Here is a 19293-nt window from a genome sequence, read left to right on the forward strand (position 1 = left end):
CTCCCTTTCGTTCAATTTAGTAAGTGTACCCATTATACCACATCTCCTGAAAAAGGTGGAGTGTTTTTTCTTGACCGCGAAAGACTAAAATGCTACGATAAAATCTAATAAATTTTTAGAAATTTCTGATATTATATGCTAATACGAGGTGATAAAAACGATGAATAAGAAAATAATCTTCTTTGATGTGGATGGCACTCTCTATCGTGGAGACTGCCTGGTTCCTCAAAGTACCATTCGTTCCATAAATCAGTGTATTCAAAATGGTCACTATGTCATCCTGTGTACCGGACGCAACCAGTCCATCTTACCTCCAGAAATCCGCCAGATGCCCTTTCATGGCATGATCGGAGGCTGTGGAACTTATGTATCTTTTCAGAATCATGTTCTTCTGGATGCTGCCATTACGGGAGTTGACTGTCACAATACCATACAAACACTTTATGATTTTCACGTTCCGTTTTACATAGAAAATTCCGATTACGCTTATTATGATACTGATTATGTTCCTGATGTATTCAAGCCTGCTGTCATACGAATGAATCAAAATTATCGGGATTATTTAAAATCCATTCAGCAGCTTCCCGACCGTATTTCCAAAATTACCGGCTATCCAGAAGACCGCAGTCTCCTCAAAAAACTGTCAGACCAGTTGAGCAGACATTTTCACACGATCATTCATAAAGAATATGTTTATATTGAAATCATCCTGAAAGGTTATTCCAAAGGAACCGGCATTCAGACTCTGCTGGATTATCTACATATTCCAATTGAAAATACCTATGCCTTTGGCGACAGTAAAAATGACATCGAAATGCTTGAAACCGTAGCACATCCCATGGTCATGGGAGATGCCACTCCCGAACTAAAAGAATGCTATCCAGCGACTGATTCTATCTACCATGATGGAATTGAAAAAGGATTGCAATCCTTTGGACTCATATAGACCAAAATTTCCTCCTGCATCCAAAACACCGAAACGCAGGAGGAAATTTTGGTCTTTCCAATTATTCCACACTCTTTAAGGATTCTACCATATCAATTTTTTTCAATTTAAAATACATAACTCCATTGACGAATACGGCAAAGAAGATAGTTAGCAAAATACTATATACATAGCTTTGCGTAGAAATCGTCCGTCCGAACATAATCGCATCCACCTCTGCTGTTAAGATAACATATTGGTGAAGAATCATACCGAAGAAAATCCCGATCACAATACCAATGATCGTCAGTAAAACATTTTCCCGATAGACATACGCCGCCAGTTCTGGCTGATAAAATCCCAGTACTTTAATGGTTGCTAATTCCCTTCTTCGTTCTTCAATATTAATGTTGTTTAAATTATATAATACTACAAATGCCAACAGACCAGCCGCCGCTATCAATACGAAGACGACAATATTTAAGTTGCCAAGCATTTCTCCCATTTCTTCCTGCGCAGAGGATACATAAGATACAGAAGTCACGCCTTCCATCTTCAGCAGTTTTTTACTCAGAGCATCTTCAAATGAAGACGTGTGCTTTAAAGTATTCACAAATACCTGATTGTATACCGGAGCCTTTTTATAAAGAGACTGGTACAAAGAATCTGACATAAATACATAATTCATCATATAATTTTCTGCAATGGCCATTACTTTTACGGCTTTTTTCTTTGTTTCCCCTTCTTTTAACCAGATGGTATCTCCTACTTCGATATTCAGGATTTTAGCCAGCTTTTCTGTAATGATAACTCCGTCGTCTGACATGTGATAGCTTTTTCCAGTAGTACGGTCTTTGAATTTAATATACTTTTCAATTTCCTTTTTATCCTCAGGTACTATAACATCTCCAGTCTTACTTCCTTCTTCTGTTTCAACATCTACAGAAGTTTCTCTTGCCCGTATTCCTGAAGTGACTTCCTTCTCACTAAGAACTTGATCCATGTGCTCTTTAAGATCCTCATCCTCTTCATCAAATCCCACAATGGCATCATATACCCTGATCTTCGTATACTGATTATTCGTAATTGCAAATATAGAATCCTCCAATCCAAATCCTACCAGCAAAAGAGCCATGCAGCCACTAATACCAAAAATCGTCATAAAAAATCTTTTCTTATAGCGCAAAAGATTACGAATAGAAGATTTCCAGGAAAAACTGATCCTCTTCCAAATAAACGGGATTCTCTCAAGTAGAACCCTCTTTCCTTCTTTTGGTGCTTCTGGTCTCATCAGCTGAGCCGGCACTTCCATAAGAGCTCTATAGGAAGACAACATCGTTGCTCCCAAGGTAGTAACAAACGCCGCAGTCGCCGCTAATAATGCCAGATCTATATGAAATGGAACAACTACCTGGCGAATTCCCACATACATCATGCAATACGCTGTAATAATAATATGTGGAAGAATAAACTCCCCAGCTGCTGCCCCCAGCATGCTTCCCAGTATCGTTGCCAGTGCTGCATAGATCAGATACTTTCCTGCAATCTGAAGTTTGCTGTAGCCAAGAGCCTTCATTGTTCCCAGCTGCGTTCGCTCCTTTTCAACCATTCTGGTCATTGTGGTCAGACTGACCATGGCTGCAACCAGGAAAAAGATGAATGGAAATACCTTTCCAATTGCACCGATTCTTTCTGAATCCTGACCAAATTCCACATAAGACTGAATCTTATTACGGTCTAATAAATACCATTTGCCCTTTTTCAGTTTTTTCACTTCATCCTTTGCATCCTGTATTTTCTGTTCCGCCTTTTTAAATTCCTGTTCCGCCTTTTTCTTTTCTTTTTGGTACTTAGCAAGCCCTTTCTGGTATTCCTTACGACCGGATTTCAGCTGTGTCAAACCTGCTTCGTATTCTTTACGTCCTTGAGCAAGCTTTGTTTTCGATGCTTCCAGTCTACTTTTTGTATTCTGAAGTTTGGTTTCTGAGGCATCTAACTTTTTCTTTGTAGCATCCAACGTACTTTTTGTTTTATCCAGCTTTGCTTTCCCTGCTTCTAACTGCTTCTTTCCTTCCAGATATTGCAGGTACTGCTGATATAACTCCCCATAATTCTCATCCAATTGATCATAAGTAATCCCATAGGCAGCAATGGCCTGATCCAGGGCTTCCTTCGCCTGGGAAAGCTGTTGCTCCTGCTTTTCATAGTCTTTTACTCCCTGACGGTATTGCGTAAGTCCATCTTCATATTGCTGTTTGCCGGATTTTAACTGAGCTATGCCATTCTCATACTGTTTTCGCCCGGACGCTAACTGCTTTTCCCCAGAATCCAGCTCTGCTTTGGCTTGAGCAAGCTCATTTTCAGCCTGAGTAAGTTCATTTTTGGCCTGGTCCAGTTTATCCTTTGCTTTTTTCAGCTCATTTTGTGCCTTTTTCTTTTCCTTTCGATATTCCTTTTCCGAATCTTCAATCTTGTCATTGGCTTCTTTTTTAATCTCTTCATATCGAATTTGTTCACGCGTTCCTTTGATTTCTTCAAGATTATCCACAACTGACTCCACCTTGTCCTCATATGCATCGGTATAAGTCGTCAATTTTTTTCCACCTTTTATGGAAACCGCAATTTCCGTATAGACATCCATATCAAAATCATCCTTTGGAATGACAAGGAACCCTTCTATCTTTCCATTTCCGATGGTGGTCGTTCCCCGGTCTCTGGTCAGATAATAATTATAATTGACCAACCCTACAATCTTGTATGTTGTCTTCTTCAAGGAATCTTTTAAGTCCTCATCCTCACCTCCTGACTTTAAGGTAATCGTATCTCCTATCTTTACTTTATTTTCCTGTGCAAATCTGGCATCCACAAGGCATTCCCCACTCTTTTTTAAATCTCTGCCCTCTTCCATATGCATCTGATTCAAAGAATCGGTTTTTGCATACACCTTAATTGCCACTTCGCTCTGTCCAATATCGCAAAGAACATCTTTGGTATAAGTTCCCTCCGCTTTTTGCACCCCCTCTGTCTTACTGACTGCTTCCACATCCTTATCCGTCAGTCCCTGTGTACTCAAAACGCGAAGGTCCATGAAATTCTCATCGTCATACTGACGATCCACCGTTTCCCTCATATCCGGCTCCGTAGCACGAATTCCAGCGAAAAATGCAACTCCAAGTGCTACTAAAAATAAGATAGACAAAAATCTCGGAAGACTATAACGAATTTCTCTGATCCATTCTGTTCGTAATGCTTTCTTCATTGCTTCCACCTACCATTCTATGGTCTCCACGGGCTGTGGATCTTCATTGATTCTTATGTCAGCGATTTTTCCGCTTTTTACCTCAATTACCCTATCTGCCATAGGTGCAATGGCAAGATTATGTGTAATGACAATGACAGTCTTCTTCTTTTGTCGACAAGTGTCCTGCAACAGCTTTAAAATTGCTTTTCCTGTTTTATAGTCCAAAGCCCCCGTTGGTTCATCACATAAAAGCAGCTTTGGATTCTTAGCCAGAGCCCTGGCGATAGACACTCTCTGCTGTTCTCCCCCAGAAAGCTGTGCTGGAAAATTCTTAAGCCTCTGCCCAAGTCCAACTTCCTGAAGCACGGTTTTAGCATCAATGGGATCCTTACAAATCTGAAGTGCTAGCTCTACATTCTCCAATGCAGTCAGATTTGGAATCAGGTTATAAAACTGAAAAACAAATCCAATGTCATCTCTTCGATATTTGGTCAGCTGCCGTTCCGAATATCTTCCAATATCATTGCCATCCACCCATATTTCTCCACTGGTGGCCTGATCCATTCCTCCAAGAATATTCAGAACCGTCGTCTTGCCGGCACCACTGGCTCCTACAATTACGACAAATTCCCCTTCCTGAATTTCAAAATTAATGCCGTCCACTGCCTTGGTTACCACATCTCCACTTTGATAAATTTTCTTTACATCAACTAATTTTACAAATTCCTTCATTCTTTTCCTGCTTTCTATTGATACTGAGTCAACAATCGTTGCAAAAACTCCTGGTACTGTCTTACCACACACTCTGGCTCTAACAGTCTTGCCCCCATCCCGAGTCCAGAAAGCCATCCAAAGAAACGCTCATTCACATCTACATTGATAATCGCTATAAAATGTCGGTCTCCCTCTGGACGAATCCATACATCCTTTCCAAATTGATCCATAATTCCATCCAAAAGATGATTCTCCATATAGAACTTCACTCTTGTCTTTGGACTGCCTGGCTCACCAAAGCATCTTTCATAAAACAGTTCCAGATCCAGTTTTTCAAATGATTCCTTTCCCTCTCTCTTTTCCTCTAGCAGCTTTATATATGCCATTTTAATTACAGGATAATGCTTTATCCTCTGTTTCTGGGCTTCATATCCAATTATATAATATTCTTCACCGACCTTGCACACCGCCCATGGGCTGATCAGACAAGTCTTCCCAGTCTTTCTTATCTGAGTGTTATGACCAATCTTCCAGGTCATATAGCGGAAAGACACCTGAACATCCCGTTTTATAGCTTCATAAAAGATTTCCAGATTCTGATACAGACTTTCATTCATAGATTTCACCCGGTCAATAACATACATCTGTCTCTCTGATCCAGGTTCATTCCATCTACTGCATAATGATGCAGTTTTTTGCACCAATTCCTTAGCCTTTCTTCCAGTCAGCCAGGGAGAAGACTGCACTGCAGTCATTATCAGCTTGCAATCTTGCATATTTAACATCCGGTTATCCAGATAATAGCCAGCAGGTTTTTCTCTACGATTTTTTATATCCATGCCAAATGCTTTCAAAGCCTCGATATCATCATAAATGCTCTTTCTCTCTGCCCGTAGTTTCTTTTTTTCCAGATACTCGATCATCTCTTTCATGGACACCACATGCTGCTCATCTGTTTCTTCCCAGAAAAGCTTCATCAAATATAATAATTTCATTTTCTGATGATAGGATTTTGCCATATCTGTCCTTCCCTTCTTTCTCCTTCTGTTGCTATTTTAACATTTTTTACAAACGAAAGAAACCGCCTCATCGGCGGTTTCTTTCGTTTGTAGGAATTATGATATGTTAACTTTGTTAAAGATAAGCTGCTTATTTCTCTTGGCTATTTACCGAGGAAACCTGCACATTGGTTCCCTCCGTCATTACAACAGCCTTTTAAGTATTTATAGTATGAAAATTATGGATGTCCTGTCCGGAGAGTTTAAAAACTCTCAAAAAACAAATCAAAGAGTTTTCTAATTTACTTAATATTATAAAGAAAATTTCTCCATTTAGCAATAATAGAAATAATGCAACTTTTTCTATCTTTTAATAACTTTTATCTATTTATTATGGATAACATCTGGAACAAGGGCGATACCCGGCCTTTTTCGCTTCATTCTCGGAAGAAAAATACACCCTGTTCTCTTCATCTGGAAGATTCCCTTCTTCTTTTGAATGATAAACCTTTGTATTTTTATTGCCGATAATCTCCTCTTTTATAGAATTTATTTTTTTCTTTTGGGAAGTATTATGCTGTTCTTCTATCATTTGTGAATGATCTATGGATTCTACCGACAGTTTCTCTCCATTAGAAGAAATCACAATGTTCCCCATCTTGTCTGTCCGAAGTACTCCCTGTGTGGAATATTTCTTCAAACGGCGAAGCACATTATAATCCGGATGACCATAATTATTATCAGCTCCCACGCTGATCACCGAATAGATCGGTGATGCATCTCGAATAAATTTCACACCATTTGCCGTATCCGATCCATGATGACTAGCCTTTAGTACATCCACATCAATATCGTATTTTTGATTCATCCTATTTTCCATACGTGCAGTAGTATCTCCGGTAAATAAATAACTGTTTTCCCCATAATCCAACCGAATGACCAAACTGCTTTCATTGCTGTCTTCCGCCTCTCCAATTGGTCCAAGCACAGAACCTTGCGCTCCTTCTCCAAAGTCAATATCATCTCCCGCTGACACCACCTGCTTCTCTATATGATTCTGCTTCAAAGCACGTATCATCTTCTGATATGCCTGGGAATCACTGGTGGTATTGGTCGTATAAAATTGTTCTACCCCATAATCCGCAATGACCGCATAGGCTCCTCCCATATGATCTGCATCGGGGTGTGTGATGATCAGATTATCCAGCTTCTCTACATTCTGAGAATCCAGATAGGCAGATAATTCATCATAGTGGGAATTGGTCCCTGTATCGATCAGGGAATTGGTATCTCCTGCCTGAATCAACGCAGCATCTCCCTGTCCTACATCAATATAGTGAACACTACATCCACCATAAATACGTCCAGACTCCTTTTCCTCCTGCTCACAGGCTGTTATGGTCAGTAACAGCACGACCGCCATGATCATTGCTCCAAATCGTTTCTTCATCTTCTAAACTCCTCCTTCGTCTAAAAATGTAAGGATCTGGCTCCATTGCTCATAGAGCCGTTCCAGAGAATATGCAGCATTGGCCGGACTGGTAGATGGAAGTGGATGAATCGGCACTCCTGTCTCTGGAAAAATATATTTCTTATACAATTTTTCTGCCAACCTTCCATTTGCAAACACAGCCTGAATCCCAAATCGCTGCAATAAGCCCTGAATATCTGCAGGTACTACATTTTTAATGCTGCTGTCACTGGAACCAATAATATCACAGCTTTCAATTACATCCCAGATTCCCGTATGATGAGAAAGCAACATCCATTTCTTCTCCTCCACTGTTTGGGGAACCGGACAAGAAAAAATCCTCGCCAGAAGTTTCCAAAAGCGATTCTGTGGATGCCCGTAATAAAAGTTTGATTCCCTGGACTTTACAGATGGAAAGGTTCCCAGAATCAAAATTCTGGTATTCTCATCCACCACCGGTGCAAAATCATGATCTGCATGAATTTCTTTCATAAATATATCACCTCAAAACATTTGTCATTACAACTGAAAAACAACTCCAAATATTGCTCCTGCCAATATAAAGACAATGGGATGTACCTTATCAAACTTTTTGATACATAAAAATCCTACCACGAAAATCACAATTGCCGGAATATTCAATGTCTTCAAAAAATTCACCTTTATATATTCTATATGAAATAAAGACATCAAAAACACATCAAACATGGCTCCAATAATCAATCCTGCAGATGCTGGCCGCAAGGCATAGAATGCATTTTTCACCAATTTGCTGTTCTTAAATTTTTCCAAAATCTTAGAAACCCCAATAATAATAAGGATAGATGGACAGACCAGTCCAGCTGTAGCAATGATCGCTCCAAGAACCCCTCCGGCCTTAAAGCCTGCGAAGGTAGCCATATTGACTCCCATAGGCCCTGGAGTAGATTCAGAAATAGCAATCATATTGGTCAATTCTGCCGCCGTAAACCATGGATATTTCCCTACCATCGCTTTTAAGAATGGAAGCGTTGCCAATCCTCCGCCTACAGCAAATAAGCCTGCTTTAAAAAATTCCAAAAATACGATCATATACTTTAACATGATTTCTTATCCTCCCCGCCTTTTGAAAAAATTCCAAGGAAACAACAGATAACTACTAATGGAATCGGAGAAATCTTAAAGAATGCAATGGATACAAATGCAGATACCAAGATTACAAATGTCAGCTTATCCTTCACTCCCTTTTTGATCATTCCAATGACCGCCTTCGCTACCAGTGCACACACAACGACTCGAATCCCATTAAATGCATGTTGAACTATGGTAAGCTGGGAAAATTGATTAATAATGCCTGCCAATGCCATAATGATCAACAGGGAAGGAGATACTATTCCTGCCGTAGCAAAAACAGCTCCTGCTATTCCCTTTCTTCTATAACCAATAAAGGTTGCCGTATTGACCGCAATAACGCCTGGCGTAACCTGCCCAATGGCATAATAATCTAAAATCTCTTCTTCTGTTGCCCACTTCTTTTCATCCACGACCACTCGCTGCAACATCGGAAGCATAGCATAGCCTCCACCAAAGGTCATAATTCCAATCTGAAAAAAAGCCCAATACAATTCTAATACTTCTTTCATATATATCACCTCATCTAAAATAGTCATTACAATCTGCTGCTTCATAGATTATTCGTCTATTTTACAACAATCCCAAAAAAAGAAGCATCACTCTCGTAATGCTTCTTCTACCTAAAAGCTTCGAATGGGACTCGAACCCACGACCCACGCATTACGAATGCGTTGCTCTACCATCTGAGCCATCGAAGCACATAATAAAATTCTCACAGCAGATATATTTTACACCGTTTCGAGTAGAAAATCAAGCAAAAATCGTACCAATTTATGGCACGATTTCAGCTAATATTCTATCTACACAATTCTTTTTACTTTGAACTTAAATATCTTTCAATATGATTAATTGCTTCTTCTTCATCAACACCATCTGCAACTACTGTCAGATTCTCACCTTCATCTAATCCAAGGCTCATCATTCCCATAATGCTTTTTGCATTAATCTGCTTAGAACCGGTTTCAACCATGATTTTACTTTCGTACTGGCTTGCAACCTGAACTAACAATGCAACAGGTCTTGCTTCTAATCCTGATGGAATGTTGATTGTCATATTTCTAGATACCATACTTCTCCTCCTGACTATTGATCACATACTCTCACGTAAATCCTGAGCAATATTGCTGATCTTCCTTAAACGATGATTCACTCCAGATTTCCCAACTGGAGGGTTTAGCATATCCCCTAGCTTTTTTAACGAAGCTTCTGGATATTCCAATCTCAGATTTGCAATATCTTGAAGATTTGATGGCAAATCATTAAAAGCCTTATGGTCCATTAAAAATTGGATATCCTCTATCTGCCTCATTGCTGCTGAAACTGTTTTTTGAATATTGGCAGCTTCGCAGTTTACCTGTCGGTTAACGCGGTTTCTCACATCCTTTAATATCCGCACATTTTCCAGCTTCATTAAAGACACATGAGCTTCCATTATATTTAAAACATCTACGATCTTGGCTCCTTCTTTGATATATACTACATAATATTTCTTTCTGCGTACAATCTTAGCATCCAGATCGAAGCTGTTCAAAATTCCCATTAACTGCTTCGCTTTTTCAAATTCCAGACAAACAACTTCAAAATGATAATTTTTATCAGGGGCACTGATAGAACCAGAAGATAAAAATGCACCTCTGATAAAAGCCCGCTTACAGCAGGTATTTTGCAAAATAATATGATTTACAATATTGACATTTTCTTCCAAATTCTCAAAAGAATCTAGAATCTTCATCGCTTGCAATATTACTACACATTCTGTATGGTTGTCAATGATAATTTCATAAATCCTGTTTTTTTTCAGACTTACATTCTTACCAATGGTAAGCGTAGGATGAATGCCAAATGTCTCTTTTAACAAAGTAAAACACTTTTTTGCCACTACTGTATTTTCGGTATGCAGATAGAGTGCATAATGGTTTTCTTCATCAATCACTACTTTTCCACAGAAGCAGATAAATGCTGCTAATTCTGCTATCTTACAATGCCGTGCATTGCCTATATGCCTCGCCAGTTCTTCCTTCACTTCACTTGAAAATGACATTCTATTCCCTTTCTACTATTTCATAATATCCTTGTGCTCACACCGAACACCATATGGCAGATCTTTGATACATTCGTATATCTTATTAGCAATGGTAACAGAACGATGCTTTCCACCAGTACATCCGATTCCTACCACAAGACCCATCTTGCCTTCATCAATATAGTTTGGAATGAGAAATCTAAGCATATCATTCAGTTTATCTAGAAAGACTCTGGACTGCTCATATTTCATGACAAATTCCTGAATCTCTTTATCATTTCCCGTTAAGTTTCTCAGGGACAGATCGTAATAAGGATTTGGAAGAAAACGTACATCAAAGACCAGATCTGCGTCACTTGGAATTCCATATTTAAATCCAAAGGATAAAATGGTAATGTTAAATGGATGTACCTCTGTTTCCTCTACAAACCGCTTTACGATCTTACCTCTTAGCTCTCTTGTTAAAAGATTACTGGTATCGATCACATACGTAGCATCTTCTTTTAGAAAAGCAATTTCATCTCTTTCTTTTTTAATTCCATCTTCGATTCTTCCACCTCTGGAAAGTGGATGATCCCTTCTGGTCTCCTTATAGCGCTTGATCAACGTCTCATTATTGGCATCCAAAAACAGAATTTCATAATTCACACCCATTTTTTTAATCTTGACCAATTCTTCTTCCAGATATTTGAAGGTTTCTCCATTTCTGACATCAATGCATACTGCAACATTGTTCACGCCTGTCTCATCATCCAGTGCAATTTCTGCAAATTTACTCATCAGCTGAATTGGAAGGTTGTCAACGCAAAAGTATCCTTCGTCTTCCAGCATTCTGGATGCAGTACTCTTTCCCGAACCTGACATTCCAGTTACAATTACAAATCTCATAGAATCCTCCTCTTTTCTCCCTGACTGCCCATTTTTAGAAGATTATTCAGTAAAATCTCCAATCATCTTCACTTCTGGCTCCAACGCAACTCCAAACTTTTCCATTACCTTTTCGTTTACCATCTTCATCAATGTTACGATATCTCTGGCTGTCGCATCGCCTCTGTTGATTACAAATCCACAATGTTTTTCAGAAACCTGGGCTCCACCATAGGAAAACCCTCGAAGGCCAGCATCATCAATAAGCTTTCCGGCAAAATATCCAACTGGACGCTTAAATGTGCTTCCGGCACTTGGATATTCCAATGGCTGCTTGGTTCTGCGCGCAAGTGCATATTCATTCATCTTTTCCTGAATCTCTTCTTTTTTAGCTGGTACCAACTCAAGAACTGCCTCCAACACAATATAATCCTTATCAATGATAACACTTTTCCGATATCCAAGCTTTAAATCTTCTACCGTGAGTGTCTTGATTTCCCCATCTCTGGTTAATATCACCGCACTCTTCAATACCTGCTTCATCTCTCCGCCATAAGCTCCTGCATTCATAGTGACCGCTCCACCCAGAGTGCCGGGAATACCGGATGCGAACTCAAATCCTCCCAATTCCTGATCGAGAGCCACTTTGGCAATGGTACTGAGCAGTGCACCTGCCTGAGCCTTAATCTCATTGCCTTCACAGCTGATCTGATTCATATTTTTATAAATCTGGATAATGATGCCACGATATCCCTTGTCACCTACTAACAGATTGCTTCCGTTTCCCATAATATAGACAGGAATCTGCTCTTCCCTGGCAGCTTCCATAATTTGTTTGATCTGCTCTACAGAACCCGGCTTTACAAATACATCCGCAGGCCCACCAACCTTAAACGTCGTATGTAATTTCATCGGTTCCTGAGTCAATATCTCTTCCTGTTCTAATATATCCTGTAATTTATTTAAAAATGCTTCCATTTTTCCTCCAACGTTAAATCACTAATTTTGCAGCTCCATAAATCCCTGCATCGTTGCCAAGCGTAGCCAGAACAAAACAACTCTTCTTCGCTGCTCCAAATACATAATTTGGAAATTCTTCTGCAATTCCATCAATCAGGATGCTGCCGGCTTTAGACACACCGCCTCCAATGATAAAAACTTCTGGATCCACAATCAATGCAATTTTACCAAGAACAGAAGCTAAGATACGACAAAGTTTCTTTACATTGAGCATTGCAACTTCATCACCTTTTTTCGCTTCATCAAAAATATCCTTAGCAGTAATATCCGCAAATTCACGTAAAGAAGAAGCCGTTTCATGTTCTTCTAAGTATTTCTTAGTCATTCTTACAATTCCTGTCGCAGATGCATACTGTTCCAGACATCCCTTGTTACCACAGTTGCAGCTCTGGGTTTCGTGAGGATTGACACCAATATGACCGATTTCCCCTGCAAATCCCTTGACTCCAGCAAGAATCTTGCCATCTAAGACAATGCCTCCACCAACGCCGGTTCCAAGAGTCACCATGACTGCGTCCTGTGCTCCCTTTGCAGCTCCCTGCCATACTTCTCCCATGGCTGCCACATTTGCATCATTTCCTGCCTTCACTGGTAAGCCAGTAAGTGCATTCAGTTCTTTTTCAACTTCTGTACGTCCCCATCCCAGATTTACACAGACCTCAACAACACCATCTTTATTGACAGGACCCGGAACTCCAATTCCGATTCCTGCAATCTCATCCAAAGCAATATTATGTTCTTCTCTGGCTTGTTCCAAAGACTGAGTAATATCGGAAAGAACATATTTTCCTCCGTCTTCTGTTCTGGTTGGAATCTCCCATTTAAATAATAAGTCTCCTCCTACCGTAAAAACTCCCATCTTTACAGATGTTCCACCTACATCAACGCCAACTGTGTACTTCTTCATAACCATTTCCCCCGATCTTTATTTTTCAAATTGTCCTGTAACACGATTGTATAATTCCTTGGCAGCATTATATCCCATCTTCTTCTGTCTATGGTTAATGGCTGCCGCTTCTACGATAATGGCCAGATTACGTCCTGGACGAATTGGAATTCTATGGGACACTACTTTGTTTCCCAGGAATTCTGTGTATTTCTCTTCCAGTCCCAAGCGGTCATAATCCGTTCCCTTATCCCATTCATCCAACTGGATGACCATATCAATATTCTGGGTCATCTTCACACTTTCTACCCCGAATAAAGTCTTTACATCAATAATCCCAATACCCCTGAGCTCAATAAAGTGACGTGTAATCTCCGGAGCTGAGCCAACCAAAGTCTCCTTGCTGACACGCTTGATTTCCACCACATCATCGGAAACCAGACGATGTCCACGCTTGATCAACTCCAGTGCCGCTTCACTCTTACCAATTCCACTTTCACCCATAATCAAAACACCTTCGCCGAATACATCTACCAGGACCCCATGAATGGAAATTCTCGGTGCTAATTCTACATTCAACCAACGGATAATCTCTGCCATGAATTCAGAAGTTCCGAGTGGAGTTCCCAGTAAAGGCACGTTATATTTTTCTGCAATATAAAACATCGCTTCCGAAGGCTGTATGCCTCTTGAGAATACAACACATGGAATCTTAGAATTAAAAAACTGTTCATAGACATCCAGCATCTGAATCTTGTCCTGTTCCAACTGCTGTAAATAGACCTGTTCTACCCGTCCGATAATCTGTACTCGATTCTCAGCAAAATGATCAAAAAAACCTGCCAGCTGCAATGCAGGACGGTTAATCTCTGCCTGATGGATCAAAATCTCAGAAACATCAATCTTTGGTGTATAATTAACCAGTTCCATTTTTTCTATTAGCTTTTCCAGCTTTACTTCATAAACGTTCTCCATATGTTCTTCCCTCCTTGAGCCTGATCTGGATGTTCCCTCTTGATGCTACCTTATAGTGTACCATAGAATTTCAGTGAAAGAAATGGTAAATCTCTTCTGCCACATTTTTTGTGATTCCTTCCACCTGACAAAGCTCTTCTACAGATGCATCCTTGATCTTCGCAATATCTTTAAAATATTTCATCAACGCCTTTCTCCGCTTCGGCCCGATTCCATTGATCTCATCCAAAATCGAATGCACACTGGCCTTTCCCCGAAGCTCTCTGTGATATTCAATGGCAAATCGATGGGCTTCATCCTGAATTCTCGTGATCAATCGAAACGCTTCACTTTTGGGCGGAAAGATGATTTCTTCATTCTGATAGTATAACCCTCTTGTTCTATGATTATCATCCTTTACCATGCCACATACCGGTATCGTAAGATTTAATTGGGCCAGTACCCGCTCTGCCACATTGACCTGCCCTTTTCCTCCATCCATGAGAAGCAGGTCTGGAAATCTGGTAAAACTACCAAACTGAAGATCCATTTGCTGTTCTTTCAGCTGCTCCCTTTCCTTTTTCCCGTGAAGAAATCTTCTGGTCAATACCTCTTCCATACTCTTATAATCGTCCGGTCCCTTTACTGACTGAATCTTAAACTTGCGATAATCTCTCTTTTTCGGCTTTCCATTCTCATATACTACCATAGATGCAACGGTTTCAAAACCATTAAAATTAGAGATATCAAACGCCTCCATTCTCTTTAATCCAGAGATTCCAATCAATTGCTCTATCTCCTTTACTGCCCCGATGGTCCTTTTTTCTTCCATTCGAATCTTTTCACTATCCAATTTCAGAATATTAACTGCGTTTCTCCTGGCCATATCCACCAGTTCTGCCTTTTTTCCTCGTTTGGGAACCAAAATCTTTACTTTGACCCCTTTCTTTGAAGAAAGCCATTGCTCCAGAATTTCCGTTTCTTCGATCTCACATTCCAGCAGGATTTCCCTTGGAAGATAAGGAGTACCTGCATAAAACTGCTTCACAAATTCCGTCATAACCTCTGTCCGTGAAGTTTCTATGGAATGCTGCATATGAAAATGCTCCCTTCCCAACAGCTTACCATCCCGAACAAAAAATAAGGCCACTACACTCTCTTCCTGTGCCTTTGCCAAAGCGATGATGTCCTGGTCCTCCATGCCAGAGCTATTGATCTTTTGTTTATTAGAAATGTGATTGACACTTTGGATCAAATCCCGATACTGTGCTGCCTGCTCAAATTCCATCTCCTGCGCTGCATTCATCATCTTCTCCTGAAGATAGGACAGTACTTCTTTATAATCTCCATTTAAAAAATTCATAACCTTATGAATGGACTTCTGATACGCCTCTCTGGAAATATACCCCTGGCATGGAGCATCGCATTGCTTAATCTGATAATACAAGCATGGACGCTCCTTTCCTATATCCTTTGGAAGATTCCGATTGCAGGTGCGGATCTTATAGATTTTCTGAATCAGATCTATGGTATCCTTCACCGCACCAGCGCTGGTATAAGGACCAAAGTATTTATTCTTATCCCTTTTTATTCTACGTGCAAATAATACTCTGGGATACTTCTCCTGAACAGTCACTTTAATATATGGATAGCTTTTATCGTCCTTTAGCATGGTATTGTATTTCGGATTATGCTCCTTGATCAGGTTGCATTCTAATACCAGTGCCTCCAGTTCTGAATCGGTAATAATATATTCGAAATATTTTATATGAGAAACCATCTGCCTGATCTTGGGACTTAAATTCCTGCTGCTTTGAAAATATTGACGTACCCGGTTCTTCAGGCTGATTGCTTTTCCTACATATATAATCTCATCCTTGCCATCATGCATCAAATAAACCCCGGGCTTTTCTGGCAGCTTCTTTAACTCTTCTCTGATATCAAACATGGTTGATTTCCCTTTCTCACTTCTTATCATTTAAAAATATTTTATCATTTCCGCTCAAAAATATCCATCGCTTCTTCCCCCATTTGCAAGCAATTTGACACATATGCTATAATTATGATAGAAAATTTTTTCGGAGGATAAATATATGAATTACAAAATAATCGCTTTAGACTTGGATGGCACCCTCACTAATTCAGAGAAAGTCATTACACCAAAGACCAAAGAAGCACTTATGATGATTCAAGAACAGGGGGTAAAGGTTGTCCTGGCATCCGGTCGTCCTACCTGCGGCATCAAAAAACTGGCCGAAGAACTGGAACTGGCCAAATACGGAGGATTCGTACTGCCATTTAACGGTGGACAGGTCATCGAATGGTCCACTGGAAAAGTCATTCATTCCAAAACACTGGAACCTGATATTGCTCAGGAAATTGTACGACTGGCAAAAAGCCACTATGTCAATCTGGTGACCTACAAAGATGATCAGCTGCTTTGTCTGGAGCAGTATGATATGTATGCTAAGATTGAAGCAGGCATCAACGGTATGCAGATTGTCCAGCCAGAAGATTACGAAAAAGAAATCTCATCCATTGATGTACCAAAATATATTATGCTGGAGGATGCAAATTATCTGGTAACCGTTGAAAAATCCATGGCCATCTTATTAAAGGATAAGTGCGAATGCTTTTGTTCTGCTCCTTATTTTTTGGAAATCTGTCCAATGGGCATTGATAAAGGAAAGAGCCTGGATGTACTATTAAATTACCTGGGAATGGAACGAAAAGATTTGATAGCAGTTGGAGATAGCTTTAACGATAAATCCATGATCGAAAATGCAGGACTGGGTGTCTCTATGGGAAATGGACGTGAAGAGATCAAAAAAATTGCTGATTTTGTTACCCTTTCCAACGATGACGATGGAATTGCCCACCTGATCAACATGTATTTTTAATGAGGTTATCGATTATGTATCTTGATCCTGTCATTTATGCCAGCCGACCGGCTGATTACGAAAAACGATTAGAAAAAGAACAGCGATGCTATGATCTGCTCGATCAGCTTAATATTCCTTATAAACGAGTGGATCATGAAGAAACAGCTACGGTAGAGTCCTGTGAAGAAGTAGAAGCTTTATTGCAGATTGATATTTGCAAAAATCTCTTTTTATGCAACAGCCAAAAAACCAGATTCTACCTGCTTATGATGCCTGGTCGAAAAAAGTTTATGACAAAGCTATTGTCCAGACAGATTGGCAGTTCCCGGCTTTCCTTTGCCAAACCGGAATATATGGAACAATATCTGAACATTACTCCCGGTTCTGTAAGCGTACTGGGATTGATGAACGATACTGACCACCATGTTCAGTTGCTGATCGATCGGGACCTATTGGAAAATGTCTATATCGGCTGTCATCCATGTATCAACACTTCCAGCTTAAAGCTTTCTATGAATGATATCATAAACAAGCTTCTTCCCGCCATGGGACACGAGCCTGTTTATGTAAGTTTATAAAAAATAGAAAAAAGCAGCGATGTCTTTGAAAAGAAAATCTTTTTAATTTGGATCCAAAGACATTGCTCCTTGTGTTATAATGGTTATTCTACTTTTTTAGTCATGAAAGTCACGCTTTCTCACTCATTAAGCCATTCCACCTACTTCTGCGCTGTTATTTCCTTTTGATGTTTCCACATCCTCAATTTCTACATCAATGTGACTTCCAAATTTTTCTCCATATTTTGCTCTACAGTAGAAGCAGAAGAATACTCCTAATAAGATCCATCCACCTACCATGATCCATTCCTGCCATACAAGAGCACATCCAGAACCAGGAATTAAGTACATAGCTACCATTAAGCCTGACATCAATACTGCAATAGAACCTACCAGCTTATAATTTTTTACTGTATATGGTCTTGCCATATCCGGTGCTTTCTTTCTAAGAATGATAAAGGAAAGAGAGACCATACAATATGCCAGACAGCATCCAAAGTTACCTGCATCTACGATCCATACCAGCATAGCACGTCCGCAGAATGGGGCAAGACAGGATAAGGCTCCAATTAAAAGTAATGCATTGATCGGTGTCTTTTCTTTTGATAATTTTACAAATGGACGAGGAATCATATAAGATTCTGCCATGGAGTACATAGCGCGGCTTCCTCCCAGTAAGAAGGAGTTCCAGCTTGTAACGATACCACACATACCACCGATAATTAATACTTTTGCCATAATCGCACTGTTAAATGCTTTTGCCATTGCATCTGCGGTTACTAATCCAGAACCTGAGGAAGAAGCAGCAATTTCTGAACCGCTCATAATATAACCAACCCCGATGATGACTAATGCATAGAAAGAAACTGCAAGTACGATAGAAAGGATTAAGATCATACCAATTTTCTTTAATGGTACGTTGATTTCTTCTGCTGCCTGTGGAATAACATCAAATCCAATGAAGAAGAATGGTGTCATCAAAGCAACTCTTACAATGTTATTCACAATGCTTCCTGTTCCTGAACCAACAAATAACTGTCCAGAAAGGTTTGATGCATCCCCATTAAATGCAGATGCCACTACTAAGAGAATACCAACCCCTCCAATGATAACCGTTAAAACGGTCTGCAACACTGCTGCTGTTTTTGCACCCTTGATATTAATATAAGTAATAAAAATTGCTACTGCAATTGCCACTGCAACCCAGGAAGCATAAATATCAAATCCTGCTACTGTATACATATATCCTTTTAAGAAACCTGGATAAATATATTGAATAATCGTTGGAAGCGCACATGCCTCAAAACAAACTACACTTACATATCCTAAAATAATAGCCCATGTACAGACAAAGGATCCCATAGGTCCCATGGCTTTATAACTAAATACATGTTCTCCACCACACTGTGGCATTGCAGCTGTTAATTCAGCATAAGTAAGGCCAATAAAAAATACCATAATTCCACCGATCAGGAAGCCAAGCACTGCTCCTAATACACCACCACTGCTGATCCAGTCTCCTGAGGATACAACCCATCCCCATCCGATCATTGCTCCAAATGCAATTACTAAAATATCCCATGAACTAAACACTTTGTCAAATTCTGACTTCTTTGTATTACCCATATATCATTCTCCTTTC

General features: G+C 39.8%; 18 protein-coding genes and 1 tRNA gene. 3 read left to right on the forward strand and 16 right to left on the reverse strand.

Annotated features, from left to right (window positions below):
- Positions 1 to 160 precede the first annotated feature (160 nt).
- Positions 161 to 946, forward strand: a complete 786-nt coding sequence (locus BHF69_RS09570; protein WP_075671002.1) for a Cof-type HAD-IIB family hydrolase — start codon at positions 161 to 163, stop codon at positions 944 to 946.
- A gap of 61 nt (positions 947 to 1007) precedes the next feature.
- Here the strand turns inward: BHF69_RS09570 and BHF69_RS09575 are convergent, their stop codons facing one another.
- From BHF69_RS09575 to uvrC, 15 genes are all read right to left on the reverse strand, one after another.
- On the reverse strand, positions 1008 to 4184 hold the full coding sequence (locus BHF69_RS09575; protein ID WP_075671004.1) for an ABC transporter permease: 3177 nt from the start codon (positions 4182 to 4184) through the stop codon (positions 1008 to 1010).
- 9 nt (positions 4185 to 4193) lie between these two features.
- Positions 4194 to 4898, reverse strand: a complete 705-nt coding sequence (locus BHF69_RS09580) for an ABC transporter ATP-binding protein (protein ID WP_075671006.1) — start codon at positions 4896 to 4898, stop codon at positions 4194 to 4196.
- A gap of 14 nt (positions 4899 to 4912) precedes the next feature.
- The gene (locus BHF69_RS09585; RefSeq protein ID WP_075671008.1) at positions 4913 to 5899 is read right to left on the reverse strand and encodes a helix-turn-helix transcriptional regulator; all 987 of its coding nucleotides are present in this window, start codon (positions 5897 to 5899) and stop codon (positions 4913 to 4915) included.
- Between the two features lie 370 nt (positions 5900 to 6269).
- Positions 6270 to 7328, reverse strand: a complete 1059-nt coding sequence (locus BHF69_RS09590; RefSeq protein ID WP_075671010.1) for an MBL fold metallo-hydrolase — start codon at positions 7326 to 7328, stop codon at positions 6270 to 6272.
- A 3-nt stretch (positions 7329 to 7331) separates the two neighbouring features.
- Entirely contained in the window at positions 7332 to 7841 is a 510-nt protein-coding gene (locus BHF69_RS09595) for a DNA-deoxyinosine glycosylase (RefSeq protein WP_075671012.1), read from the reverse strand.
- A 27-nt stretch (positions 7842 to 7868) separates the two neighbouring features.
- Positions 7869 to 8432 (reverse strand): chromate transporter, encoded by a 564-nt coding sequence (locus BHF69_RS09600; RefSeq protein WP_075671014.1) that lies wholly within the window; start codon positions 8430 to 8432, stop codon positions 7869 to 7871.
- The gene (locus BHF69_RS09605) at positions 8426 to 8971 is read right to left on the reverse strand and encodes a chromate transporter (RefSeq protein ID WP_075671820.1); all 546 of its coding nucleotides are present in this window, start codon (positions 8969 to 8971) and stop codon (positions 8426 to 8428) included. The genes BHF69_RS09600 and BHF69_RS09605 overlap by 7 nt, the downstream gene beginning before the upstream one ends.
- Positions 8972 to 9087: 116 nt before the next feature.
- A tRNA-Thr gene (locus tag BHF69_RS09610) sits at positions 9088 to 9160 on the reverse strand.
- 116 nt (positions 9161 to 9276) lie between these two features.
- Positions 9277 to 9531: an HPr family phosphocarrier protein gene (locus BHF69_RS09615; RefSeq protein ID WP_075671016.1), complete on the reverse strand. Its 255-nt coding sequence runs from the start codon at positions 9529 to 9531 to the stop codon at positions 9277 to 9279.
- A gap of 21 nt (positions 9532 to 9552) precedes the next feature.
- Positions 9553 to 10503 (reverse strand): DNA-binding protein WhiA, encoded by a 951-nt coding sequence (gene whiA, locus BHF69_RS09620; RefSeq protein WP_075671018.1) that lies wholly within the window; start codon positions 10501 to 10503, stop codon positions 9553 to 9555.
- Positions 10504 to 10518: 15 nt separating this feature from the next.
- Positions 10519 to 11373, reverse strand: coding sequence for an RNase adapter RapZ (rapZ, locus tag BHF69_RS09625; protein ID WP_075671020.1), 855 nt, complete (start codon positions 11371 to 11373; stop codon positions 10519 to 10521).
- A gap of 42 nt (positions 11374 to 11415) precedes the next feature.
- Entirely contained in the window at positions 11416 to 12330 is a 915-nt protein-coding gene (murB, locus tag BHF69_RS09630; protein ID WP_075671022.1) for a UDP-N-acetylmuramate dehydrogenase, read from the reverse strand.
- 13 nt (positions 12331 to 12343) lie between these two features.
- A complete protein-coding gene (locus BHF69_RS09635) occupies positions 12344 to 13279 on the reverse strand; it encodes an ROK family glucokinase (RefSeq protein ID WP_075671024.1) in 936 nt (311 codons plus the stop codon).
- 18 nt (positions 13280 to 13297) lie between these two features.
- Entirely contained in the window at positions 13298 to 14233 is a 936-nt protein-coding gene (gene hprK, locus BHF69_RS09640; protein WP_075671026.1) for an HPr(Ser) kinase/phosphatase, read from the reverse strand.
- Between the two features lie 70 nt (positions 14234 to 14303).
- Entirely contained in the window at positions 14304 to 16160 is a 1857-nt protein-coding gene (gene uvrC, locus BHF69_RS09645) for an excinuclease ABC subunit UvrC (protein WP_075671028.1), read from the reverse strand.
- Between the two features lie 145 nt (positions 16161 to 16305).
- Between uvrC and BHF69_RS09650 the strand changes: the two genes are divergently transcribed.
- Entirely contained in the window at positions 16306 to 17112 is an 807-nt protein-coding gene (locus BHF69_RS09650) for a Cof-type HAD-IIB family hydrolase (protein WP_075671030.1), read from the forward strand.
- 14 nt (positions 17113 to 17126) lie between these two features.
- On the forward strand, positions 17127 to 17672 hold the full coding sequence (locus BHF69_RS09655) for a prolyl-tRNA synthetase associated domain-containing protein (RefSeq protein ID WP_242946136.1): 546 nt from the start codon (positions 17127 to 17129) through the stop codon (positions 17670 to 17672).
- A gap of 126 nt (positions 17673 to 17798) precedes the next feature.
- Here BHF69_RS09655 and BHF69_RS09660 read toward each other — a convergent pair whose 3' ends face one another.
- A complete protein-coding gene (locus BHF69_RS09660) occupies positions 17799 to 19277 on the reverse strand; it encodes an APC family permease (RefSeq protein WP_075671034.1) in 1479 nt (492 codons plus the stop codon).
- Positions 19278 to 19293 lie beyond the last annotated feature (16 nt).

The organism is Anaerostipes sp. 992a (genome assembly GCF_001940245.1).
Lineage (GTDB): Bacteria > Bacillota > Clostridia > Lachnospirales > Lachnospiraceae > Fimousia.

Coding starts and splice junctions, on each gene's coding strand:
- BHF69_RS09580 (WP_075671006.1), bottom strand. CDS start 4,898: ATGAAGGAATTTGTAAAATTAGTTGATGTAAAGAAAATTTATCAAAGT.
- BHF69_RS09570 (WP_075671002.1), top strand. CDS start 161: ATGAATAAGAAAATAATCTTCTTTGATGTGGATGGCACTCTCTATCGT.
- BHF69_RS09655 (WP_242946136.1), top strand. CDS start 17,127: ATGTATCTTGATCCTGTCATTTATGCCAGCCGACCGGCTGATTACGAA.
- murB (WP_075671022.1), bottom strand. CDS start 12,330: ATGGAAGCATTTTTAAATAAATTACAGGATATATTAGAACAGGAAGAG.
- BHF69_RS09585 (WP_075671008.1), bottom strand. CDS start 5,899: ATGGCAAAATCCTATCATCAGAAAATGAAATTATTATATTTGATGAAG.
- BHF69_RS09590 (WP_075671010.1), bottom strand. CDS start 7,328: ATGAAGAAACGATTTGGAGCAATGATCATGGCGGTCGTGCTGTTACTG.
- rapZ (WP_075671020.1), bottom strand. CDS start 11,373: ATGAGATTTGTAATTGTAACTGGAATGTCAGGTTCGGGAAAGAGTACT.
- BHF69_RS09615 (WP_075671016.1), bottom strand. CDS start 9,531: ATGGTATCTAGAAATATGACAATCAACATTCCATCAGGATTAGAAGCA.
- BHF69_RS09595 (WP_075671012.1), bottom strand. CDS start 7,841: ATGAAAGAAATTCATGCAGATCATGATTTTGCACCGGTGGTGGATGAG.
- BHF69_RS09635 (WP_075671024.1), bottom strand. CDS start 13,279: ATGAAGAAGTACACAGTTGGCGTTGATGTAGGTGGAACATCTGTAAAG.
- uvrC (WP_075671028.1), bottom strand. CDS start 16,160: ATGTTTGATATCAGAGAAGAGTTAAAGAAGCTGCCAGAAAAGCCCGGG.
- BHF69_RS09650 (WP_075671030.1), top strand. CDS start 16,306: ATGAATTACAAAATAATCGCTTTAGACTTGGATGGCACCCTCACTAAT.
- BHF69_RS09605 (WP_075671820.1), bottom strand. CDS start 8,971: ATGAAAGAAGTATTAGAATTGTATTGGGCTTTTTTTCAGATTGGAATT.
- BHF69_RS09575 (WP_075671004.1), bottom strand. CDS start 4,184: ATGAAGAAAGCATTACGAACAGAATGGATCAGAGAAATTCGTTATAGT.
- BHF69_RS09660 (WP_075671034.1), bottom strand. CDS start 19,277: ATGGGTAATACAAAGAAGTCAGAATTTGACAAAGTGTTTAGTTCATGG.
- hprK (WP_075671026.1), bottom strand. CDS start 14,233: ATGGAGAACGTTTATGAAGTAAAGCTGGAAAAGCTAATAGAAAAAATG.
- whiA (WP_075671018.1), bottom strand. CDS start 10,503: ATGTCATTTTCAAGTGAAGTGAAGGAAGAACTGGCGAGGCATATAGGC.
- BHF69_RS09600 (WP_075671014.1), bottom strand. CDS start 8,432: ATGTTAAAGTATATGATCGTATTTTTGGAATTTTTTAAAGCAGGCTTA.